31 protein-coding genes are annotated in these 17830 nt (G+C 69.0%); all 31 read right to left on the reverse strand.

Features of this window, described 5'->3' with window-relative positions; genetic code table 11:
• Positions 1 to 37: 37 nt before the first annotated feature.
• The 31 genes from F0357_RS13570 to F0357_RS13715 all read right to left on the reverse strand — a co-directional run bounded on the left by F0357_RS13570 (position 38) and on the right by F0357_RS13715 (position 17803).
• A complete protein-coding gene (locus F0357_RS13570) occupies positions 38 to 406 on the reverse strand; it encodes a gp53 minor capsid family protein (protein WP_153482654.1) in 369 nt (122 codons plus the stop codon).
• On the reverse strand, positions 403 to 1566 hold the full coding sequence (locus F0357_RS13575; RefSeq protein WP_153482657.1) for a peptidase: 1164 nt from the start codon (positions 1564 to 1566) through the stop codon (positions 403 to 405). The genes F0357_RS13570 and F0357_RS13575 overlap by 4 nt, the downstream gene beginning before the upstream one ends.
• A gap of 227 nt (positions 1567 to 1793) precedes the next feature.
• Complete coding sequence (locus tag F0357_RS13580) at positions 1794 to 2366, reverse strand: phage virion morphogenesis protein (protein WP_153482660.1); 573 nt, start codon at positions 2364 to 2366, stop codon at positions 1794 to 1796.
• Between the two features lie 109 nt (positions 2367 to 2475).
• Entirely contained in the window at positions 2476 to 3729 is a 1254-nt protein-coding gene (locus tag F0357_RS13585) for a PBECR2 nuclease fold domain-containing protein (RefSeq protein WP_153482664.1), read from the reverse strand.
• 1 nt (position 3730) lies between these two features.
• A complete protein-coding gene (locus F0357_RS13590; RefSeq protein ID WP_153482668.1) occupies positions 3731 to 5233 on the reverse strand; it encodes a DUF935 domain-containing protein in 1503 nt (500 codons plus the stop codon).
• A 1-nt stretch (position 5234) separates the two neighbouring features.
• On the reverse strand, positions 5235 to 6884 hold the full coding sequence (locus F0357_RS13595; protein WP_153482671.1) for a hypothetical protein: 1650 nt from the start codon (positions 6882 to 6884) through the stop codon (positions 5235 to 5237).
• The gene (locus F0357_RS13600) at positions 6884 to 7429 is read right to left on the reverse strand and encodes a phage protein Gp27 family protein (protein WP_153482675.1); all 546 of its coding nucleotides are present in this window, start codon (positions 7427 to 7429) and stop codon (positions 6884 to 6886) included. Before F0357_RS13600 ends, F0357_RS13595 begins: the two co-directional genes overlap by 1 nt.
• Before the next feature lie 62 nt (positions 7430 to 7491).
• Entirely contained in the window at positions 7492 to 7788 is a 297-nt protein-coding gene (locus F0357_RS13605; protein WP_153482679.1) for a VpaChn25_0724 family phage protein, read from the reverse strand.
• A 6-nt stretch (positions 7789 to 7794) separates the two neighbouring features.
• Positions 7795 to 8127, reverse strand: coding sequence for a DUF2730 family protein (locus tag F0357_RS13610; RefSeq protein WP_153482684.1), 333 nt, complete (start codon positions 8125 to 8127; stop codon positions 7795 to 7797).
• A 13-nt stretch (positions 8128 to 8140) separates the two neighbouring features.
• Positions 8141 to 8350, reverse strand: coding sequence for a hypothetical protein (locus F0357_RS13615; RefSeq protein ID WP_153482689.1), 210 nt, complete (start codon positions 8348 to 8350; stop codon positions 8141 to 8143).
• On the reverse strand, positions 8347 to 8862 hold the full coding sequence (locus F0357_RS13620) for a hypothetical protein (protein ID WP_153482692.1): 516 nt from the start codon (positions 8860 to 8862) through the stop codon (positions 8347 to 8349). The genes F0357_RS13615 and F0357_RS13620 overlap by 4 nt, the downstream gene beginning before the upstream one ends.
• Before the next feature lie 249 nt (positions 8863 to 9111).
• Positions 9112 to 9330 (reverse strand): hypothetical protein, encoded by a 219-nt coding sequence (locus tag F0357_RS13625; RefSeq protein ID WP_153482695.1) that lies wholly within the window; start codon positions 9328 to 9330, stop codon positions 9112 to 9114.
• Positions 9331 to 9343: 13 nt separating this feature from the next.
• The gene (locus F0357_RS25225; RefSeq protein ID WP_208948335.1) at positions 9344 to 10054 is read right to left on the reverse strand and encodes a peptidoglycan recognition protein family protein; all 711 of its coding nucleotides are present in this window, start codon (positions 10052 to 10054) and stop codon (positions 9344 to 9346) included.
• 78 nt (positions 10055 to 10132) lie between these two features.
• On the reverse strand, positions 10133 to 10546 hold the full coding sequence (locus tag F0357_RS13635) for a hypothetical protein (RefSeq protein WP_153482697.1): 414 nt from the start codon (positions 10544 to 10546) through the stop codon (positions 10133 to 10135).
• Complete coding sequence (locus tag F0357_RS13640; protein ID WP_153482700.1) at positions 10543 to 10815, reverse strand: hypothetical protein; 273 nt, start codon at positions 10813 to 10815, stop codon at positions 10543 to 10545. The genes F0357_RS13635 and F0357_RS13640 overlap by 4 nt, the downstream gene beginning before the upstream one ends.
• A complete protein-coding gene (locus F0357_RS13645; protein ID WP_153482703.1) occupies positions 10812 to 11033 on the reverse strand; it encodes a hypothetical protein in 222 nt (73 codons plus the stop codon). Before F0357_RS13645 ends, F0357_RS13640 begins: the two co-directional genes overlap by 4 nt.
• Positions 11030 to 11656, reverse strand: a complete 627-nt coding sequence (locus F0357_RS13650) for a regulatory protein GemA (RefSeq protein ID WP_153482705.1) — start codon at positions 11654 to 11656, stop codon at positions 11030 to 11032. The genes F0357_RS13645 and F0357_RS13650 overlap by 4 nt, the downstream gene beginning before the upstream one ends.
• A complete protein-coding gene (locus F0357_RS13655) occupies positions 11653 to 11967 on the reverse strand; it encodes a hypothetical protein (protein WP_153482706.1) in 315 nt (104 codons plus the stop codon). Before F0357_RS13655 ends, F0357_RS13650 begins: the two co-directional genes overlap by 4 nt.
• A 2-nt stretch (positions 11968 to 11969) precedes the next feature.
• Positions 11970 to 12311, reverse strand: a complete 342-nt coding sequence (locus tag F0357_RS13660) for a hypothetical protein (protein WP_153482708.1) — start codon at positions 12309 to 12311, stop codon at positions 11970 to 11972.
• Positions 12308 to 13186 carry a DUF5131 family protein gene (locus F0357_RS13665; RefSeq protein WP_153482711.1) on the reverse strand — a complete coding sequence of 293 codons (879 nt, stop codon included), beginning with the start codon at positions 13184 to 13186 and terminating at the stop codon, positions 12308 to 12310. The genes F0357_RS13660 and F0357_RS13665 overlap by 4 nt, the downstream gene beginning before the upstream one ends.
• Positions 13179 to 13487, reverse strand: coding sequence for a DUF6874 family protein (locus F0357_RS13670; protein WP_153482714.1), 309 nt, complete (start codon positions 13485 to 13487; stop codon positions 13179 to 13181). Before F0357_RS13670 ends, F0357_RS13665 begins: the two co-directional genes overlap by 8 nt.
• Positions 13484 to 13681, reverse strand: coding sequence for a hypothetical protein (locus tag F0357_RS13675; protein ID WP_153482716.1), 198 nt, complete (start codon positions 13679 to 13681; stop codon positions 13484 to 13486). Before F0357_RS13675 ends, F0357_RS13670 begins: the two co-directional genes overlap by 4 nt.
• Positions 13678 to 13908, reverse strand: coding sequence for a hypothetical protein (locus tag F0357_RS13680; protein ID WP_153482719.1), 231 nt, complete (start codon positions 13906 to 13908; stop codon positions 13678 to 13680). Before F0357_RS13680 ends, F0357_RS13675 begins: the two co-directional genes overlap by 4 nt.
• Positions 13905 to 14264, reverse strand: a complete 360-nt coding sequence (locus F0357_RS13685; protein WP_153482721.1) for a hypothetical protein — start codon at positions 14262 to 14264, stop codon at positions 13905 to 13907. The genes F0357_RS13680 and F0357_RS13685 overlap by 4 nt, the downstream gene beginning before the upstream one ends.
• Complete coding sequence (locus F0357_RS13690) at positions 14261 to 14461, reverse strand: hypothetical protein (protein WP_153482725.1); 201 nt, start codon at positions 14459 to 14461, stop codon at positions 14261 to 14263. The genes F0357_RS13685 and F0357_RS13690 overlap by 4 nt, the downstream gene beginning before the upstream one ends.
• Positions 14462 to 14472: 11 nt before the next feature.
• Positions 14473 to 15060 (reverse strand): DUF3164 family protein, encoded by a 588-nt coding sequence (locus tag F0357_RS13695; RefSeq protein ID WP_153486955.1) that lies wholly within the window; start codon positions 15058 to 15060, stop codon positions 14473 to 14475.
• A gap of 184 nt (positions 15061 to 15244) precedes the next feature.
• Positions 15245 to 15724, reverse strand: coding sequence for a helix-turn-helix domain-containing protein (locus F0357_RS24165; protein WP_208948336.1), 480 nt, complete (start codon positions 15722 to 15724; stop codon positions 15245 to 15247).
• On the reverse strand, positions 15721 to 16077 hold the full coding sequence (locus tag F0357_RS24170; RefSeq protein ID WP_208948337.1) for a transcriptional regulator: 357 nt from the start codon (positions 16075 to 16077) through the stop codon (positions 15721 to 15723). The genes F0357_RS24165 and F0357_RS24170 overlap by 4 nt, the downstream gene beginning before the upstream one ends.
• On the reverse strand, positions 16074 to 16679 hold the full coding sequence (locus tag F0357_RS24175) for a hypothetical protein (RefSeq protein ID WP_208948338.1): 606 nt from the start codon (positions 16677 to 16679) through the stop codon (positions 16074 to 16076). Before F0357_RS24175 ends, F0357_RS24170 begins: the two co-directional genes overlap by 4 nt.
• On the reverse strand, positions 16676 to 17416 hold the full coding sequence (locus tag F0357_RS13710) for an AAA family ATPase (RefSeq protein WP_153482737.1): 741 nt from the start codon (positions 17414 to 17416) through the stop codon (positions 16676 to 16678). The genes F0357_RS24175 and F0357_RS13710 overlap by 4 nt, the downstream gene beginning before the upstream one ends.
• An 81-nt stretch (positions 17417 to 17497) precedes the next feature.
• Positions 17498 to 17803 (reverse strand): hypothetical protein, encoded by a 306-nt coding sequence (locus F0357_RS13715; RefSeq protein WP_153482740.1) that lies wholly within the window; start codon positions 17801 to 17803, stop codon positions 17498 to 17500.
• Between the last annotated feature and the right edge of the window lie 27 nt (positions 17804 to 17830).

The following is a 17830-nucleotide window of genomic DNA, read 5'->3' on the forward strand; positions in this document are numbered from 1 at the left end:
TTGCCTCGTCGCCGGCGGCCGGCGTGTTGGATGCCGATCAGCCCTGGATGCGGGTGGGGTGAACGAAAACGTCGCTGAAATCGCCGCTCGAAGCAGCCTCGAACACGGCCCGCGCGGCTGCGATGGCGTTGGCGCCGGCGGCGGGCGCCGCGGCGACGGCCTTGCCGTCGGCGGCCGCCGTGAGCCAGGCGCCGCGGGTCACGGCCCCGCCGGCCTCGACGCTCGCGATCCCGAACAGCACGACGTCGACGGGGCCGCCGGCATCGACACCGTTCGGCGCGTCGGTGACGCCGATGATCTCGTCGGTGGCGGCCGTCGCCGGCACGACCGTGCGGTCGGCGGAGAGACGGACGAAGCGGCGGTGCTCGACGCGGGCGCCGGCGGTGTAGTTCTTGATGATGTTCACGACTGGCTCCGCTTCTGGATGCGCGCGGCCGCCTCGGCCACGGTGATGGTCTGGCCCGCCTTCGCGGCCGCATCGACCTCCGCCGTGATGGCCTCGGCAATCGGGCCGACGGAGGCGACGTCGGCGAAATCGATGGAGGCGGCGTCACGCCCGGCGATCTCCCCCGTCACCACCGGGATCGGCAGCTTGGCGAGAAAGTCGGCGAACGCGCCGCGCGGCGTGGTCTGCACCGCGTCGTCGCCGTCGCCGAACTCGAGCGTGTCCTCGCCGAGCTCGGCGAAGAGCGCCGTCGCCGCGCTCGCGAGCCCCTTCGGCAGGCGGCCGGCCGCGACGGCAGCCTCCACGGTCGCCGCGTCCTCGCGGGCGCGGGTCTGGCGCGCGGCCGCGGCCGCGGCGGCTTCGCGGGCGGCGAGGTCCGCCTCGCGGCGGGCGATTTCCGCCTCCCGGGCGGCGATCGCCGACGCGTCGGGGGCGGAGGCGGCCGGAGCCGGATCCGGCGTCTTGAGCTTCATCGTGTCCTCGTCGGAATCGGAGAAGGAGGAGGGCGGCGCCGGATCGGTGGGCGTGAGAGCGACCTCGACGGCGCGCTGCGCCAGGGATTCGATCTCGTAGGGCGAGAGCGTCTGGTTCGCCGCCTCGAGCCCTTCCTTGCTGACCAGGTAGTCCCGCAGGCCGCGGAAGAGGCGCGCGATCGAGCCGATCGCATCCGCGGTCTGCCAGTCCGCGAACTCGAGCACGAGCGCGTCGTCGTCGGACGCATCGCCGAACTCGATCGGCCGGAGACCTTTGACCGCCGGCGCCGTCGCGCCCAGAAACCCGACGTGGCGGAGCTGGGTGCGGCCCGGGGTCGGATTGTTCGGCGCGTTGGGCAGGAAGAAGGACGCCGAGACCTTCTTGAAGCGCTTGCGCTGAACGATGTCGGCGAACGCGGGCTCGACGTCCTTCGGGACGGCGACGAGCCGATCGCCCTCGACCCGAAGGCCGGCGATCCATCCATAGGCGGGATCGTCCAGGCGCGGATGGCCCACCACGATCGGCGCCTCGTGGAGCGCGGGATCGTAGGCGGCGGCGATCGACGCGAGGTCGCTTTCGCTGAAGGCGATCGCATCGCCTTTGAGCGGCTTGTGGACACCGGCGCGGAAGATTTCGAACGGCTTCATGACGGGAAAGATGCCCCGTCGTGCGGTTCTCGCTAACGGCGGCATTTGCCGCCCCGGACACCGCGATTCAGCCGATGGGAGGGACCATCGCACCGAGGCGGTCGTCGGCGCAAGCCCGGGCCTCTACCAGATGGCCCCGTCCGCCCACACAGCCGTTTCAAATCCCGTTTCGAAAAAATCCGGCGGGCGAAGGAGCCGCCGAGCCGAAACGGCCGCCGTGCGCCTTCCTATGCGGTCGGCTCCCACAGGCCGCCGAGGAGGTCGGTGATGGCCTCGAGCCCGCGGGTGCGATCCTCGGCCGAGACGCCGAGGAAGGGACGCGCCGGAATCCGGATCACGTGCGCGCCGACCGTGACTGTGCGCTCGAGGTTGGCGCGCCGGCGCTTCACGAACGTCGCGCTGAAGGAGCGCTCGGCCGCGTCATAGGTGTGATAGATCGATTGCGTCCGCGCCGGCTGCTGGATCGTCGCGCCGAACTGGTGGACCCGCGCATGCCGCCGGTTCGTGCCGACGAGCAGCTCCGTCACGCCCTCGAGCTGCCAGCGGATGCCGTCGCGCAGCTCGCCGGTCTCCTCCAGGATCCCGGGACCGCGCTTGCGTCGTGCGTAGGCCGGCGAGAGAGGCGCCCACGCCACGCCCTCGGGCGAGCGCTTCGTCGTCCGGAGCCGCTCCTTCGTGGAGCCGACGAGGATCTCGCCGAGGATCTTGAGCCCTTGAGAAGGATCGCGGCCGAACTGCAGCATGCGGCCGAGCGCGGCGACGACGTCGCCGTCGTCGACTTCGAACGTCACGCCCGTCATAGTTGATTCCTCCAGGCCCGGGGCCTATCTTGAAGCAATCCGCAGGATGAGCGCCGATCGCCGCCGTAGCCTGCGGGTGGGTGCGTTTGGACGGCCGAGCGCACCGATCTCACTTCCTGCCCCTGCGATAGAGCAGAGCCCCCTGACGCTGCCGCGCGATATATTGCGGCTTCGCGTCGTAGCCGGTGACGCCGGCCCATCCCGCTTCGGTCCAGGCGAAAGACGCGAAGAGATCGTGGCCGCTGATCTTCGTGCGCCGCAGGTAGGTGCGGCGCAGGACGGTCGAGCCGTCCGGCGTGCGCGCCCAAGAAGCCCAGATCTCGTCGGGGTCGCGGATCGCATCGGCGAGCAGGAGCAGGTACCGATGCCGGCCGGATTTCGTGACCTTGTAGCGCGTCGTCTCGCCGTCGAGGTTGCGCTGCTCGAACATCCGCTCGCTGAGCGTGACGATCCCGCCCGAGGCGTCGCGATAGGCGACCGGCTTCCCGATCATCGCGCCGAACTCGGCGAGCATCGCGTCGATGTACTCCCCGTCGGCGAGGCCGTCGGGCAGGATCCGTGACGGATCCGCGGGCCGCTCCGGCGGGAGCGCCGGTAGCTTTGCCGGATCGATCGCCGGCGCGGCACTGACGGGCGGCAGCGGCGTCTGAAGCTCGGGCGGCACCAGGCCGGCGACGGCCTCCTCGCCGACATTGTATTCCCAGCCGCGGTCGATGCCCGGATACCGCGTTTCGCTTTGTCCGGTTCGGGGGTCGAATGCCCGATAGGACGAGCCCGCCGGTGTCGGATCCGGCCCGCTTTTGCCGAGGCGCGCCAGATCGCGCTCGGACAACGTCTCGACGTCGCAATGGCAGCCCCAGCCGTTCGGCGGATACCAGACGCGCCACCACGGGTTCGTCGCGAGTAAGACCGTGCCGTCGAGTGCGAGATGCACCGGGCGCGGGTGGCGCGCATAATTGTGCCGGTACCGCCAATAGGGACGGGCTTTCAGCACGTCCGGGTCCGTCATCTGCTGATAGCGGCCGGCCATGTAGCTCGTCCGCATATTCGTCCTGTAGATGACGCCGGCGCGCCAGGCGCGCGTCTCCTCGTCGCTCTTGCCGGCCCGCGGCCGTGGCTTCCAGCCGGCCTTGGTGATGAGATCGTCGAAGCTCGCCTTGAATGCCTCGTAATCTCCAGCGTGGCGCTCGAGCGCCGAATAGACGTCCTGGATCAGGCCGACCTGCGTCATGCCGGCGACCGACGCGGCGCGGACATGAGCGCCGTGCCGGAGATCGTCCCAGCGCTCGGTCGGCAGCGCGACCTTGCGCCTTAGGAACGCGATCTGCTCCTGGAAATCGAGACTAACGCCGTCGGCCGCCATGTCAGCCGCCGCCGGTCTCGTCGACGATCGCCGCGCGGCCGGTGAGGTCGGCGAGCGTCATCGCCGCCTCGAGCACGTCGGTGAGGTCGGACGGATCGAGGGACGGCAGCACGGAGAGGAGCCGCTCGGCGAGATCGTCTTCCGACGTCGCGGCCATCACCTGCGAGCGGATGATCGCGATCATGCGGTCGAGGATCGGCTGCGCCGTGACCGCGAGCTGCTGCACGATCGGATCGGTCGGCGTGGGCGGCGTCGCCGCGGCATTGTCCGCGAAAAGCGCATCGGTGACGCCGGCGCGCGGCGGGATGTCGGGCGCCGCCGGCGGCGTCGGTGCCGAGGTCTCGACCCACTCGCCGCCATAGGTCTCGGTCACGTAGGCGAGCGTGGGCTTGAAGCCCATGTCGGCGATCTTCTTGTCCCGCTCCGCCCGAGTGTTGAGATCCTCGACCTCCTCGAAATCTCGCCACACCGTGGGCGGTTTGGCGCCGGGCAGGTTCAGCTCGACGATCCAGCGGACGAGGCTCTCGTTGAGCGTCGCGCTGATCAGGTCCGCGTCCGCCTTGGCGATCGCGAGGCGGACGTCGTTGTGGACCTCGCCGAGAGCACGCGCGCCTCTTTGCCCCGAGTTTGTGCTCAATGTCTCGCCGAGCACGGCCTCGCTCATCAGCTCGTCGAGATAGCGCGCGAGCGGATCGTGCATCGTGCCGGCGCTGGCCGACTTCGACTCGAGCAGCGTCACCAACACGTCTTCCGGCACGGCGAGGCCGGCATCGTTCGCGATGCCGCGAATGACGGACAGGATTTCCCGCTGACGCTTCTCGTCGTAGCCGCCCGAATATTGGGCCATCACCGTCGGCGATGCGTATTTCTCGGACGCACGCAGCCAATAGGCGAGCACCTGGCGTTTAAACCACGCCGGCCAGAACAGCACGGAGCCCAACCCGTGGCCGTAGGGATCGTCGTCGTCGTGCTCGATCGAGTAGCGATGGACCACGAATTTCCGGTCCGGCACCGGCTCGCCGTCGATGCTGTTCGCCCGCGTGAGGAGCCGCAGCGAGCCGTCGAGCGCGAACCTGAACCTCTGCTGACGGCGGATCTTGATTCGCTCGACCGCCCATTCTCCGTCGCGCAGACCCCACATGACCTCGCCGACGGCGAAGCCTTTCGGCACCGCGCCCATGAACCCCATCGTGGCCCGGTCGAAGGCGAAGGCGTCGAACTGCCGTCGCACCAGATCCGCCGCGCGCTTGTCGATCGCGCTGTCGCTCGCCTCGCGCACCACCCACGGCCGCGCGACCACCTCGAGCGTCCGCTTCTGCAGCACGGCGTGCGCGTGCGGGTCGCGCCGGATCTCGTCGTAGACCCGGAGCCCTGCCGCGCCGCCACGGCGAGCGAGCACCTCGTCCCGCGGCTGGAGCGTCGTGCTGTACAGCGGTACCGTCGGATCGGCGGCGACCCCCGCGATCTCGACGGTCGGCGGCGCCTTCTTCGTCTCGTCCGCCATCTCACATCCTCAGGAAGTCGTCGAGCGAGCCGAGTTCGCTCGGGAAGGTGAAGGCCTCGGTCCCGGCCGCGGCCACCCGGGGCAAGCCGGCGACCGCCGGCGCGCCTTCCGAGCCCCGCTGCAGCGAGGCGTACCAGGCGAGCAGGCCCGCGATCGCCGCGTCGCCGTGTCGGTCGGCACCGTTCGCGCCGACCGTGCGGGCGTTCTCGGGCACCTTCGCGATGCCCCGCGTCATCTTGATCGCCCGGTAATCGTTCGCGATGTCGTCGTCACGCGGCAGGATGATCGTCGCGTCCTCGAACGCGGCTCTCAGTTTCGGCATGTTCTCGCGGTAGAAATCGGCACTCGGCTTGATTTCGCTCACGCGCGAGGAGCCGCATTTCTGGCGCGCGGCCTCGGCGTGACTGGCGCCGTTGCCGTTCGCGTCGAACGCGGCGTGGAAGAACCGCGGCAGACGGTCGATGATGTAGAAGAGGATGCGGCTCTGCGCGGAATACGGGACGTCGTCGAGCTCCAGGATGAACGGCGGCCGGCGACGCAGTGTCTGCTCGATCTGCACCGGATGGATGACCGAGAGGTCACCGGAGCGCGCAAAGTCTTGCCCGAGGCAGGATCGCAGCGTCGGGTCGAGCGCGTCGAGATGAGGCTTGAGCTCGCGGTCGCAGAACTCGTCGACCTCGGCCTCCCAGATCCGCGTCGGCCAATCCACCATGCCGGCCGGCGCGCGCCAACGGATCACTGGGATGCCGTCGACCATGCGGGATTCGATCAGCGCGCGGGAGAGATAAGCGCCGGTGCCGAGCGACGGAATGCACCGCAGCTCCTCGTCGCTGTCGGCACCATAGGTGCGATAGATCTCGGCACGCCATTTGGCCTCGCCCTCGGCCGTCCATTCCCGGCCGGTCACGAGGCAGACCCGGCGATAGAGCCCTTGCTCGATGGCGTCGTCGAATGTGCAGCGGACGATATTGCCCGGCCGCTTGCCGGCGCGGATCTCCTCGATCAGCGCGTTGAACGGGTTGTCGATGCCGTTGTGGGTCGAGATCACCAGCACCTTGCCGCCCCAGATGAGGAACGCCATGGCCGCCTTCAACAAGCCTTCCGCATCGTCGTGGAACGCAAATTCGTCCAGGATCACGTAGCCTTGCCGGCCACGGAGAGACCGAGGACGGGACGACAACGCGATGATTTCGAAGCCGCTCGCGAACCCAATTCGAAACGCCTGAATGGTCCGCGGCTCGCCGTGTGCATCGGTCCCGTCGGCGAAGAGGAATTCACCTGTCTCGGTGCACGCCGGCATGAACGCCCGCGCCCACATGGCACAGCAATCGATGAACTCGCGCGCCATATCGAGGTTGTACCCGATATAGAGACAGTCCATTCCGCGCGCGCTTTTCTGCGCACCGGCCGTCAGAACGGCGTCCGATCCGATCGCCCAGGTGAAGCCCACACGCCGCGACTTGTCGGCGACCGTCAGACCATGGGTCGACGTCGATCGCAGCAGCTCCTTCTGCTGCGGCAGCAGGACGTCCGGGAGCGACGTGAGGCCGAGCTGCTCGAGCGCGGGCGGCAGGCGCTGGAGTTGCTCTCGCCGGTGGGCGATCCACTCGTCCTCGGATATCGGGATATGTCCGGCCTCGTCGGTGAACATCAGGCCGTTCCGTCACCTGCGGACTTCGTGACGCCGAGGATCCGGGCCTTGATCTCCTCGACCGTGGCGGCAGTGAGCCCGCGCGCCTGGCCGACCGCCTCGACCGCCTTCGCCGCTTGCCGCGCCGCCTCCGCCTCGAGCGCCTGGCGCCGCTCGGCCGAGACCTTCTGCGTCTGCACGATGGATCTCAGAGCGTTCGCAAGCTCCATCGCCTGCTTCGGAGACGCGGTCGGCTCGTCCAGCAGCTCGAGGATCAGCATTTTGATCATCTCGCCGAGCGCGATATTGGATTCGTCGATCGCCCCCGGCGCGAATTGGTCTGCGAGGCCGGCGAAGACGTGGCGTGCTTCGGAGAGCCGCTTTTGCATCGCGGCGAGGCGGGCGGCCCGGCGCTGAAACGCGCTCGGCGAGATCGGGTCCACGCCTTTGCCGGCGAGCCGCTCATTGAACTCAGCCAGAATGTCGCCCTGGGTGCGGCGACGCTGATTGAGCTGCGCGACCGCCCACAACACGTCGTCTTGGGCTTCGTCAGGCAGCAGATCCATCGAATGGAGCCGCCCGCGGCCGCGGGGCCATCGTCGTTGCCGAGCCGCGCCATCGTGACCTCCTAGTCCGGCCGCGAGGGACGCTGAACGCCCTCGATCGCGATCTCGCGCCGGAGGTGCCGCGCGCCGCGCTCCGCGAGCGTGGCGACCCGCACGCTGCCGACGGGCGTGACGGTGACGGCCCGCTCCTCGGCCAGCCAATCGAGCTGACCGTGGACCCACCCGCGCTCGCGCGAGATCGCGAACGAGGCGAGTTCTTGGCGCAGGATCTCCGACGAGAGGCTCTCGTTCGGCTGCTCGGCGAGCGCCCGGAGGATGATGAGCCGGGCCTCCTCGACGATCCGATTTTCCATCGACATGCGCTATCAACCGCGGCCGTGCCGCGCCTCCTCCAGAGCCATCTCGTGGAGCCTGCCGGCCATCGCCGCGACGGGCTTGAGCCGTTCGTCGAGGGTCTCCATGCGCCCGTCGAGCCGCGCGATCGCCATCTCGAGTCGGTGCGCGACGTCTTTGTCGGGCAGGTGCTCGATCTCGACCTCGACATGGGAGAGCCGGGCGTCGATCTTCTCGACCTTGTCCTTCAGCCGCTCGAACAAATCCTGACGCGCGCGGGAGCGCGGCGAGATCCACGAAATCACCAGCGCGGCGAGCGAAAGAAGCGGCGTTGCCCAGGCCCGAAGGTCTTCCCACACGAACATTCGAACCCCCGAGCTACCCTCGGATCACCTGGCCGAGGGGCGTCACTGTGTTTTCTTCGACTGCGTAGTCACGGATCCGAATGTGATCAGGAAACCGTGCGTGGAGTTGCACGAGGAACCAGACACGGTCGGCTTCGACGATCGGCGTGAGAAAGATCGAGAGGCGCCGTTCGGCGGCCTCTCGGATCAACGCCTCGAAACTCTCCGTGCCGGGCTCGCTCACGAGGCTTTCGCCTCGCCGAGCGGGAGCGGCGGCGACACGACGACGTCGTCGAGGCCGGAGAGCGTGGCGAACCGCGCCTCGATCAGCTTTTCGAGCTCACCCGGCCCCGGCCGGAGCTTCGCAATCACGCTCGCGGCGTTCGTCGACGCGTAATCGACCGCACTCGCGACGATGTCCGATCGCACGTCGATGCTCGTGCCCAGCTTGGCGACGGCGCGGTCGATCCCGTTGTCGACGGCCTCGCGCAGGGCGTTGCGGGCATGCGCGGCGACGACGAGCGCGGCCGCATTCGAGCTGAGATGCAGCCACCGAAGCGCGACGGCGAGCGCTGCCGCCACGAGCGCGTCGATGCCGTAGGTGAGAAGCCCGCGCACCGCGCCGGCGAGCGGCGCGAGATCGACGGTCGTGCCGTCCGCCGCAAACGCGGGCAGCGGGGCGAACAGCACCAGGCCGGCGACCAACGCGACCGCGAGTATGCCGGCATATGCTCCGAGGACCTTCTTGTTGGACATGATGCCCCTCCGGTTGCAGAATTGAGTGCACGACTCGCGCGCTGGGGGTGGAGATGAGTGATAACTACGTGACGACGGAAGAAGCCCTGAGGATCGTTGTCGACGCATTCGGAAAGCAGAATGCTGAGACGTATGCACGGCTTATAGTTCTGGCTCTATCAACCCTCGGCCCAATGCAAAGACGAGGAATGATCTCTAGATCGCAGGTGCTCTCGATCGGAGAACACCTTTCAAAGCCGATGCCGGACCTCATGGCCGAGTTCCGAAAGCTTTCACCCGCAAAGCCCCGGAAAGGCCCCTATAGGCCTCGTTGATCTTCCGCGCGTACCCATCGCGGATATGTCTCTGGATCTCTTCCGCGGTCAGAGTGAGCACCGGAGCGAGCCGCTCTTGGGACACCACCGTCAGCCGCGCCTCGAGCGCATCGAGATCGGCGAGCGTGGCGGGTGCAGTGCTGCGATCCTCCATGCCGGCGCCCCCCTCAGCTCGGCGGCATCGCGTCGGCCGCGTCGACCAGGGCCTCGCGGGTGAGCGGGCCGTAGACGCCGTCGGCGATGAGGTGGTTGGCGGCCTGGAACGCCTTCAGCGCGGTCTCGGTCCCGCGACCGAACACGCCGTCGGCCGCGATCGCCGGCGCCTTGAGCACCCGGCGGAGCAGCGTCTGCATCCACCGCACGCCCTCGCCAGACGCGCCGTAGCGCAGCGTCGCCGTCGTCTCGACCGGCGTGTCCGCATCGGTCGAGGGTAGCGAGGTCGCCGCCATGCCGAGATGACCGCGCGCGTCGAGGCCGAGCACGGTCCGGTAATCGTAGACCGGACAGGTCTTCGGGCTGACCTCGCAATGGCCGTGGAACGTAACCCGCCCGACGCCGTAGGCGCGGTCGATCTGGCCGCAGAGATCGCGCACCGCGTCGTATTGCGCCTGCGTGAACAGCTCTTTCGTGAGCCCGGTGCAGCAGATCGCGATGGTGCAGGTGTTGTTGCCGTTTTGCGCCGCGGGAACCAACTCGATCGACCGGCCCGGCGCGATCGTCCCGTTCTTGAGAACGACGTAATGATAGCCGATGTCCGCCCACCCGTTGGCGAGATGCCACGCGCGGATCGTCTCGACATTGTCGTGCGCCGGATTGTCCGACGCGGAGCAGTGCAGAAAAACGCGGCTGACGGGCCGCCGGGGCTTCTGGAAGATCACGGGCCGGGCCTCCGATGAGGCCCGATCAAGGCGTGATTTCGCGGTTGGAATTAAGGGCGGCGTTTGCCGCCTCGCGTCTTACTCGGAATCGAAGAGCGGCAACTGATCGCCGTCTCCCGGCGCATCGCGGCCGAGCACGCGTTGCACGGTTCGACGATGTACGCCGATTTTCCGCGCGATCTCAACCCGGGTTGCGCCGGCGCCGGCGAGCTCGCGGATGCGCCGCCGGCGCCGGCGGCCCTCGTTGATCATCATGCTCGGGATCTCGATGGTGTCGCCGCCCATGCGGCGGGCGATCGCAAGCGCCGCATTCATGCCGACCGCCTCGACGAGCCAGTGCCCGTCACGCACGTTCCGCACCTCCGGCACCACTTTGCGGAGGCATGCATAGCGCTCGCCGAGGATCCGCGCGGCGGTGAGGCCGGCGACCTCGGCGATCTCGCGCAGCAGCGGCGGCAGCGCCTCGATGGCCGCGCGCTCGTCATCCGTCATCGCGAGCCTCCCCGCCGCGCGAGGGCCGTCACGACGACGATCTCGCCGTGATCGGCCTTGAGCACGAAGCGCACCCGGTCGTAGAGCACGGCCTTCGCGTGCGCTCGCGCGCCGCGCCGGCACACGGCCGCGATCGCCGCGCGGGTCGCAGCGATGTCGAGCCGGCCCCCGCGGATCACCGCGAGATCGCCCATGCTGCCGCGCTCGAGATAGCGCTCGACCGCGTGGTCGGTGACGCGCACGCGATCGGACTGGTCGCCATCGCTCATGACGCTACCCCCCCCCATTGTTGCGGTGGACCGAACGGAAAGCCGCCGCCGGCGGGACGCAGATGCGCGGTGGCGGCGCGGGCGATGGCCTCGTCCACGGCCTCGCCGGAGGGCTCCAGGTGCCAGCGCGCGCCCTCGGCCGTCTGGGTCATCACCAGCACGGCGCCGGCGCGGCAGCGGCGGCACAGGGCCTCCACCCGGTCGCTCGCCCGCGTCATGGCTGCCGACCCCGAATGACTTCGCCGAGGGAGCGGACGAGCCGGCGCCGATGCGCCTCGGAGGCGGTCTCGATCGCCGTCACGGCCGGTTCGAAGGCCGTCGCGGACGCCGGATCGACGGCTCGCAGCTTCTGGACCTGCGCTTGGACGAGCGCGACCTCCGCCTCGGCCGGGCTGACACCGGGCCGCAGCACCAGTCCCTCGCGGGCGCACATGGCGCGCAGCGCCTCGACGACGCTCGTCATCGAGGCCGGCGTCAGGAATCGCAGATCGTCGACCCCGGCCTGTCGCCGCACGAATTTGCCGATCTCGGCCTCGCTCGGATGCGGCCACGCGCCGAGGGCGTGGAGATTGAGCACGAGCGCGCGCACCTTCGCCGGGATGGCGCCTTCCGCCGCCGGCCGGCTGCGCGTGGCCGCCCGATCCTTGCCGTTCAAGACGTCGAGAAGGCGCATCAGCTCGGCCGTGGTGCATTCCGTCGAGGACCGCCGTCCGGTCACGGCCTCGAGCATGGACCGATAGGCGTCCTCGTCGAGCCCGCGGGCGCGCCGCGCGGCCTGGACGGCACGGCGGAGCTTGGAGAGACGAGTGTCGGCAGTCGCAACGCGAACGGCGCGGCTCATCGGCGGCCTCCCGGGATGGTGTCGGCGACGTCGTTGCAGATCGCAATCACGTCGGCCCAAGGCAGCGCGCCGGCGCGCCGCAGCTCGGCGAGGACCGTCCGGAGCGCGTCGCGTGCGCCCCCTGGCGTGGCGTCGAGGTCTTTCGCTGCCTCGGCGATCGCAAGGCGGCCTGCGGCGGCCCGAAGGTCGCCGGCGGCATTGAGGACGCGCAGGCGCGCCCGGCGGGCGCCACCCGTCAGAGGACCCGTCGCCGTCTCGAAGCGGCGGATCGCGGTATCCAGCTCGAGCACTTGGGAGGCGACGGGGAGCATATTCAGTCCCCCCGATACGTCAGCCGCAGCAGCTCCTGCGGCCGTTCCAGCGCAGGGGCCGAACGCCGGCTTCGAAGAGCCTTCGAAGCTTCCCGTGTGGCCGCCTTTTCGGCGCGGCGCGCTTCCGCCGCCGCAGCCTTCGTGGCGCGCTCCGCCTCACGCGCGGCCTTCTCGATCTTGCCTTGCTCCTGCTCGATCTCGGCGAGCTGGTGCACCAGAGAGGCGAGATCCCATTCGCTGGATATCTCCAGCTCGATCCGCATGACGGTTCGGCTCGCCGACCCGGCGGTGAGCTTGTAGGACCGCAAGCGAGCCCCGTTCTCCCCCCAATAGAGGCCGCTCATGCTGCGTCCTTCACAACGCAGACGGCAGGGCGACCGTCGTAAATCCGTCCGTCGAGCAGTCGCCCTGCGGCGCGCTTACCGACGCGGACGAACTCGCCGCCGCGCTCGATCCACTCCCCGTTCTGCTTGTGGTGAAAGGCTACCCTCGCGCCCGCGCATTGATCGCGAAGCGCGCGGAAGGCGCGCGTTGGGGTCGGGCGCGCTGCATGGTCGCCTTGATCCGTCTCGCCGCCGGTGATCACCCAGTCGATGTTGTGGATCAGCCCCGTATAGACGCGATCGCCGATGTTGCTCGATGGCACCGAATTCGCGGGCCAAGGCGTCCAAATCTTTCCGCGCAGCGCGTCGATGAAGTAACCCCGCACCATCGGGATTGCGGTCCCAAGCCCTTCGCTGGCGTCGAGGAGGTCGCGCACGTTGCGTTCGGCGCGAGGCAGGTCCTCGACCGTCGTCCCGATCGCTGCGTTCGGCGGCAGACCGCCGGCGACCCTCGCGAGCCGCACGATGTTTCCGGGCCGCTTCGTCAGGAGCAGGTAGACGAGCCGGGGCGTGCGTCGCATCACGTCGAAGGCGTCGCGCCGCCAGTCCGGCGGCACGTTGCTGTCGAAGATGTCGGCGAGCGAGGCGCAGAACACGAACGGTCGCGCTCCGGCCGGCGCCGCGCGCTCCCAGCGGAACGGGTCGTTCCATGTGTGCAGGGAAGTCCGCAGGCGTGTACCGGCGCCCGCGCCCGGTGCGCCCCACGCCACCCGGCCGAGGCGCTTGTCCATGAGCGCTTCGGCGTAGCAGCCATCGCATGCCGGCGAGACCTTGGTGCAGCCGATCCACGGGTTCCAAGTGTGGTCGCACCACGAAATGGCGGTGTGCTCACCCATGGCCCACGTCTCCCGCGCTCGGCTTTGCGCACCGGGGGCGGAAACACTCGCCCAGCCGACCGGTGCTCCGATCGAGATGCCGGGCGATCCCCACGAAGTCGTGCGAGAACGCGAAGGCGTCGAACGCGAGCAGCCGCTTGAAGTCGAGCGGGCACCCGTTGGCGTGCGCCGCAACGAGGTCCATCTCGTGCGAGACGCGAGCGTGCGTCAGGAGGTTCATGCCCTTCGCACGGTCGAGAACGAGGCGGATCAAACGACGATCGTCGTTCGAAACGGCGAAGCTGACTTCGGTGATACTCACGTCATCCTCCTCTGGAGTTCGGCGTCGATGAGGGCGCGGAGGTCCGCGTCGAGCGCCTTGATCGGTGCGGACGTGGCGCCGCTGGCAGCGGCGCGGGTGATGCTGGTGCTCGGCTCGCGCAGCTCCGGCCGGTCGAGGGCGGCGGCGCGCAGCGCCTGCAGGCGCCGCAGTGCGGGGCGGCTCTGACGCCTCATCCGACCCTCCAATCGATGCAGTCGCGGGTCGCGCATTGGCCGGCGGAGCGCACGGCGCCGCCGGCGCTCACCGAGACGATCTGGAAATGGAGTTCGCCGCGGCACCGCGGGCAGATGATGATCCCGGCGCGATGGCCCGCCCGGGCGAGCTGCGCGACGCGGCCGAGCGCCTCGAAATTGGCGGAGAGGCACGCGCTGAGATCCGAGTTGAGGACGCTCGCGCTCATGACAGCGGCTTCTCGTTGCGCAGGTCCAAGCCCCGCTGAAACCCGACCGCGACCGCCTCGGCGTAGGCGTTGATCCGGTCCGTGATGCACGACTTGCAGACTTCGTCGTGCATCGTCGAAAGCGCATAGCCGACGAGAAAGCCGGTCATGCCTTCGACGAAGCCGATCTCGGTGCCGTCGTGGCCCTGGCCGCACAGAAGCTCCGCCGCCTTCATCATGCTCTCGATGTAGTCCAGCTTCGGCTGAACTTGCTCGGCAGTGGCGGGTGAAGACTTGATGCGGCGCAGCGCTGTCGCGCTGGTGTCCCGGTACCAACTGCTGAGCGCCCCGCGGAAATCCATTTCCCGCGCGCTCATGGCTGCACCGCGACGTGCGAGCAGTCGATCACGAAACAGGCGAGGCGCAGCTCGCCCCGCCGGAGATCGGCGGCGATCCCCTCGAGCATCGCCTCGGTGAGGTCCGGGCTCGTGGTCCGGAACTGCAACACCAGCGTCCGGCCGTCTCGGCCGATGTCGGCAGTGAGCGAGCGCACGCGATCGGGATGGTGTTTCATGGCCGCCCCCATCACGCCGTCGCCAGGTCGATGGAGATCGCCGACCACCTGTCGTCGGCGGAGGCGCGCTCGTAGAACCGGACATAGGTCTTCGACCCGATCACCCGGATGGAATCGCGGATCGCGTCCATGGCGCGCTTCCAGCGGGCGTCCTCGATCTCCACCCGCAAGAGCATGAACAGCTCGGCCCGGTTGATCCGGCCCTCACGGTCCACATTGAAGGCCCGGGCGACGATCGCGCGGATCTCGTCGCGCGCCTCCGCGCTCCACTCCGAGAGGCAGGCGTCCACCAGGACTTTGGCGGACTGCAGCTCCGGCCCGAACTCGATGAGGTCTGCGACCTGCTGGCTCACGCGCAGGGTGCCGTCGTAAGTCGTGAGCTGGACGTTGCCCTTCGGGCCGCCGACACGAGCGCCGTACTCCTGCGCGATCAGCGCCTGCAGCGAGCCGATGTCGTCGTAGCAATGGCCGCGAAACCGCGCGATCTGGGCGGAGAGATCGCGCGCGAACCCGATCATCCGGCGCACGGTCTCGTCGGTGAGCTTGTCGATGGGGCGGACGAGATTGATCGGCACGAGCGCGCCGCGGGTGTCCCGCATGTAGCGTTCCGTGCCGACCTCGATGACGCCGTCGAACTTGAGCGCCTCGTCCTGCTCCGTTTCGGATACGTAGAGCCACTCCGTCAGCTCGTCGACGAGGTGCCTGACCTCGTCTTCAGAGAGGCCGACCTCGACGATCCGGCCTTCCTCGCGGAACGCGATCCGAACACCTTCGTCCGTCGCTTCAACCTGCGTGAAATGCGTCATGCTCTGCCTCCTGCTGGGCTGCGTTGGCGCCGAACACCGCGGCGGCGAGCGCGCGGATTTCGTCGGCGGAGATCGTGGTGGCGGCGCTCGGCCGGGCGAGCACGCGGGCGGCGACGGCGTGCGCATCGATGTCACCCGGCACCGGCCGGGAGAGACTGTCGGCGGCCGCGATCTTCTCGATCGCCGCGGCGATCGCGGTCGCCTCGGCCGCCCGGATCGGATCGCCGCCGAGGATCTCCTCGACGCGCTCGATGCCGTGGCGGATCGTGGTGTGATCGCGCCCGCCGATCGCCCGGCCGATCTGCGGCAGCGACTGATCGGTGAGCTGCCGCGCGAGCCACATCGAGAGCTGGCGCGGCCAGATCACGGCATCCCGCATGCGCTGCGAGACGATCTCGGCCGGGTCGACGTCGTAGGCCTCGGCGACGATGCGAAGGATCAGGCGGACGGTGATCATGACCGCCCTCCCGACGCATGCACGCACGTCCGGCAGGCCCGGAAGAGCCGCACCTTGAGGGGGTTCGCGCTCGAATATTGCTCCCTTTGGTGTCCGGCGCATTCGGCGCCGCCGATCGGGCCGAGCACGGGGCAGTCGAGCGTCGAGCGCATCAGCGCGGAACGCACCGCCTGCTCGACGTTGGCGATCGAGCCGGCATAGGTGCCGGCGAGGATCTGCGAGACCACGCTGTCCCGATAGCCGATCTCGCGCGCGGCCTTCTTCTGGCTCGTCGCGTCGCAGCGCTCCGCGAGGACGCGAACCCAATCCGGCGCGGAGCCCCAGGCGCGGGCGACCTTCTCGACCGCGCTCATTGCTCGTCCTCTTCGCCCGGCGTCCAGACGAACTCCGCGATATTCGGGTCCCAGACGCTTTTGAGGTGCAGGATTTGCGGCGCGAGCGGTCCGCGATATTTGCTCTCGACGAGCCGATATTGCGTCGCGATCGGGCCGCTGCCTTTGCGAACGATCGCGAGGTAGCCGGCGCGCGCCAGGAACTTGACGTAATATTTCGCGTCGGCGAGCTCGATGCCCGTCGCGACATGCAGTTCCATCGGGTTGAACCGCTTGAGAATGCGCATCGCTTGCCACGCGCGGTCGCGGCCGGTCCGGGTCGCGAGCGGAGTGCCGTCGCGCCGCACCCGCGGCGTCACCTCGCCGGGATCGTTTGCGATCTCGAACGTGTGGACCGGCTCGTCGTCGAGCCGCCGCGCGATGCCGGCCGCGACGAGCGCGAACAGATAGATGCGCGCCGTCGCGCGGTCGCAACGCCCGGCCTCCGCCGCCTCGCCGATGGTAATGCGCCCGGCGCCACGGAACGTCTGCCAAATCGCGTCGCGCAGGGTGACGCCGGCCGGAAGGCCGAGCGGCGCCCGTCGTCCGGCGAGGCGCACCTTGGGCTCTCGGCGCCGGCTCATTGCGGCACCTTCCGCGCCGGAGCATCGCCCGTGTAGAGATCGCGGTCGCCCCACCAGGCGCGGTCGGCACGGTCCACACGCGCGCGCACCGCGTCCTTCTCCACCCGGTCGAGATTGACCACGATGCGGCGCACGCGCCCCTGCGACTTGCGCACGATGTGGTCGAGCAGGTCGTCGTCGAAGGCGACCCGTCCGCAATAGATCGTGGCGAGTTGGCGGGCGTCCGCGAGCGATGCCGGCTGCGCCGGCGCCCAGGTGAGAACGCGATTGTGGATGCGCTCGAAGCGCCGGATTTTGCCCGGCAGCGCCTCCTCACCGATGAGCAGGATGGGCGACCCCGACGACATATGCAGCGAGCGGACGATTTCGAGCGCGTTTCGATCGGCCAGGATGTCCGCCTCGTCGACGATCAGCAGGCGCTGCGTCCGCGCCAGTTCTTCCCCGACCAGGGCGGCGGCCTCGGCGAGCGTCCGCCCCGGCCGGAGACCGAGCTCGACGGCGACGGCCTCCAGGAAGCTCTTGCGCGTCATGAAGTCTTTGACTTCGACGTAGGCGGCATGATGAGAGACCGCGACAACGGTCGCCGCGATGGATTTCCCATAGCCTGACGGCCCGTACATCACGCCGAGGCCCGGCAGATGCTCGGCCCTGTTCTGCAATTCCTCCGCCACCGCAAGCAAAGCAGTGACATTCGCGAGCGTTGCCGCTTTCGGCATACCCTTGGTTTCGATCGACATATTGACCCCTGTCTCGGTCAGGTGGTGGTCAGCCTGCGGGTGCGCGGAACAGCACGCCGCGGGCGATGAGCGGCTCGGGCTTCAGGCCCGCGCGGCGGTCGGAATCGGATGCGGTTCGTGTGCGGCGAGGCCACGCAACTCGGTTGCCACGGCGACGCAAATGACGCCGTTCCAGGCGTTATGGTCGGCCGGGTAGACGTAGGCGCACCCCATGTCCCATGGGACGAGCCGCACCAGCACCTTCTGCCCATCGACGGGACCAGGGCCTCGGTACCTCGGGCCGCCGAAGCGGATTCGGTACCGATGGCCGCCGATGCGGATGCTGCCGTTGCGGACTCGGCGATAGAGGTCGCCGAAGGCCATGCTGCTTTGCGGTTCGATCGACACGTCTTTACCCCTGTCTCGGTCAGGTAG

The sequence above is a fragment of the Segnochrobactrum spirostomi genome (genome assembly GCF_009600605.1).
Taxonomy (GTDB): domain Bacteria; phylum Pseudomonadota; class Alphaproteobacteria; order Rhizobiales; family Segnochrobactraceae; genus Segnochrobactrum; species Segnochrobactrum spirostomi.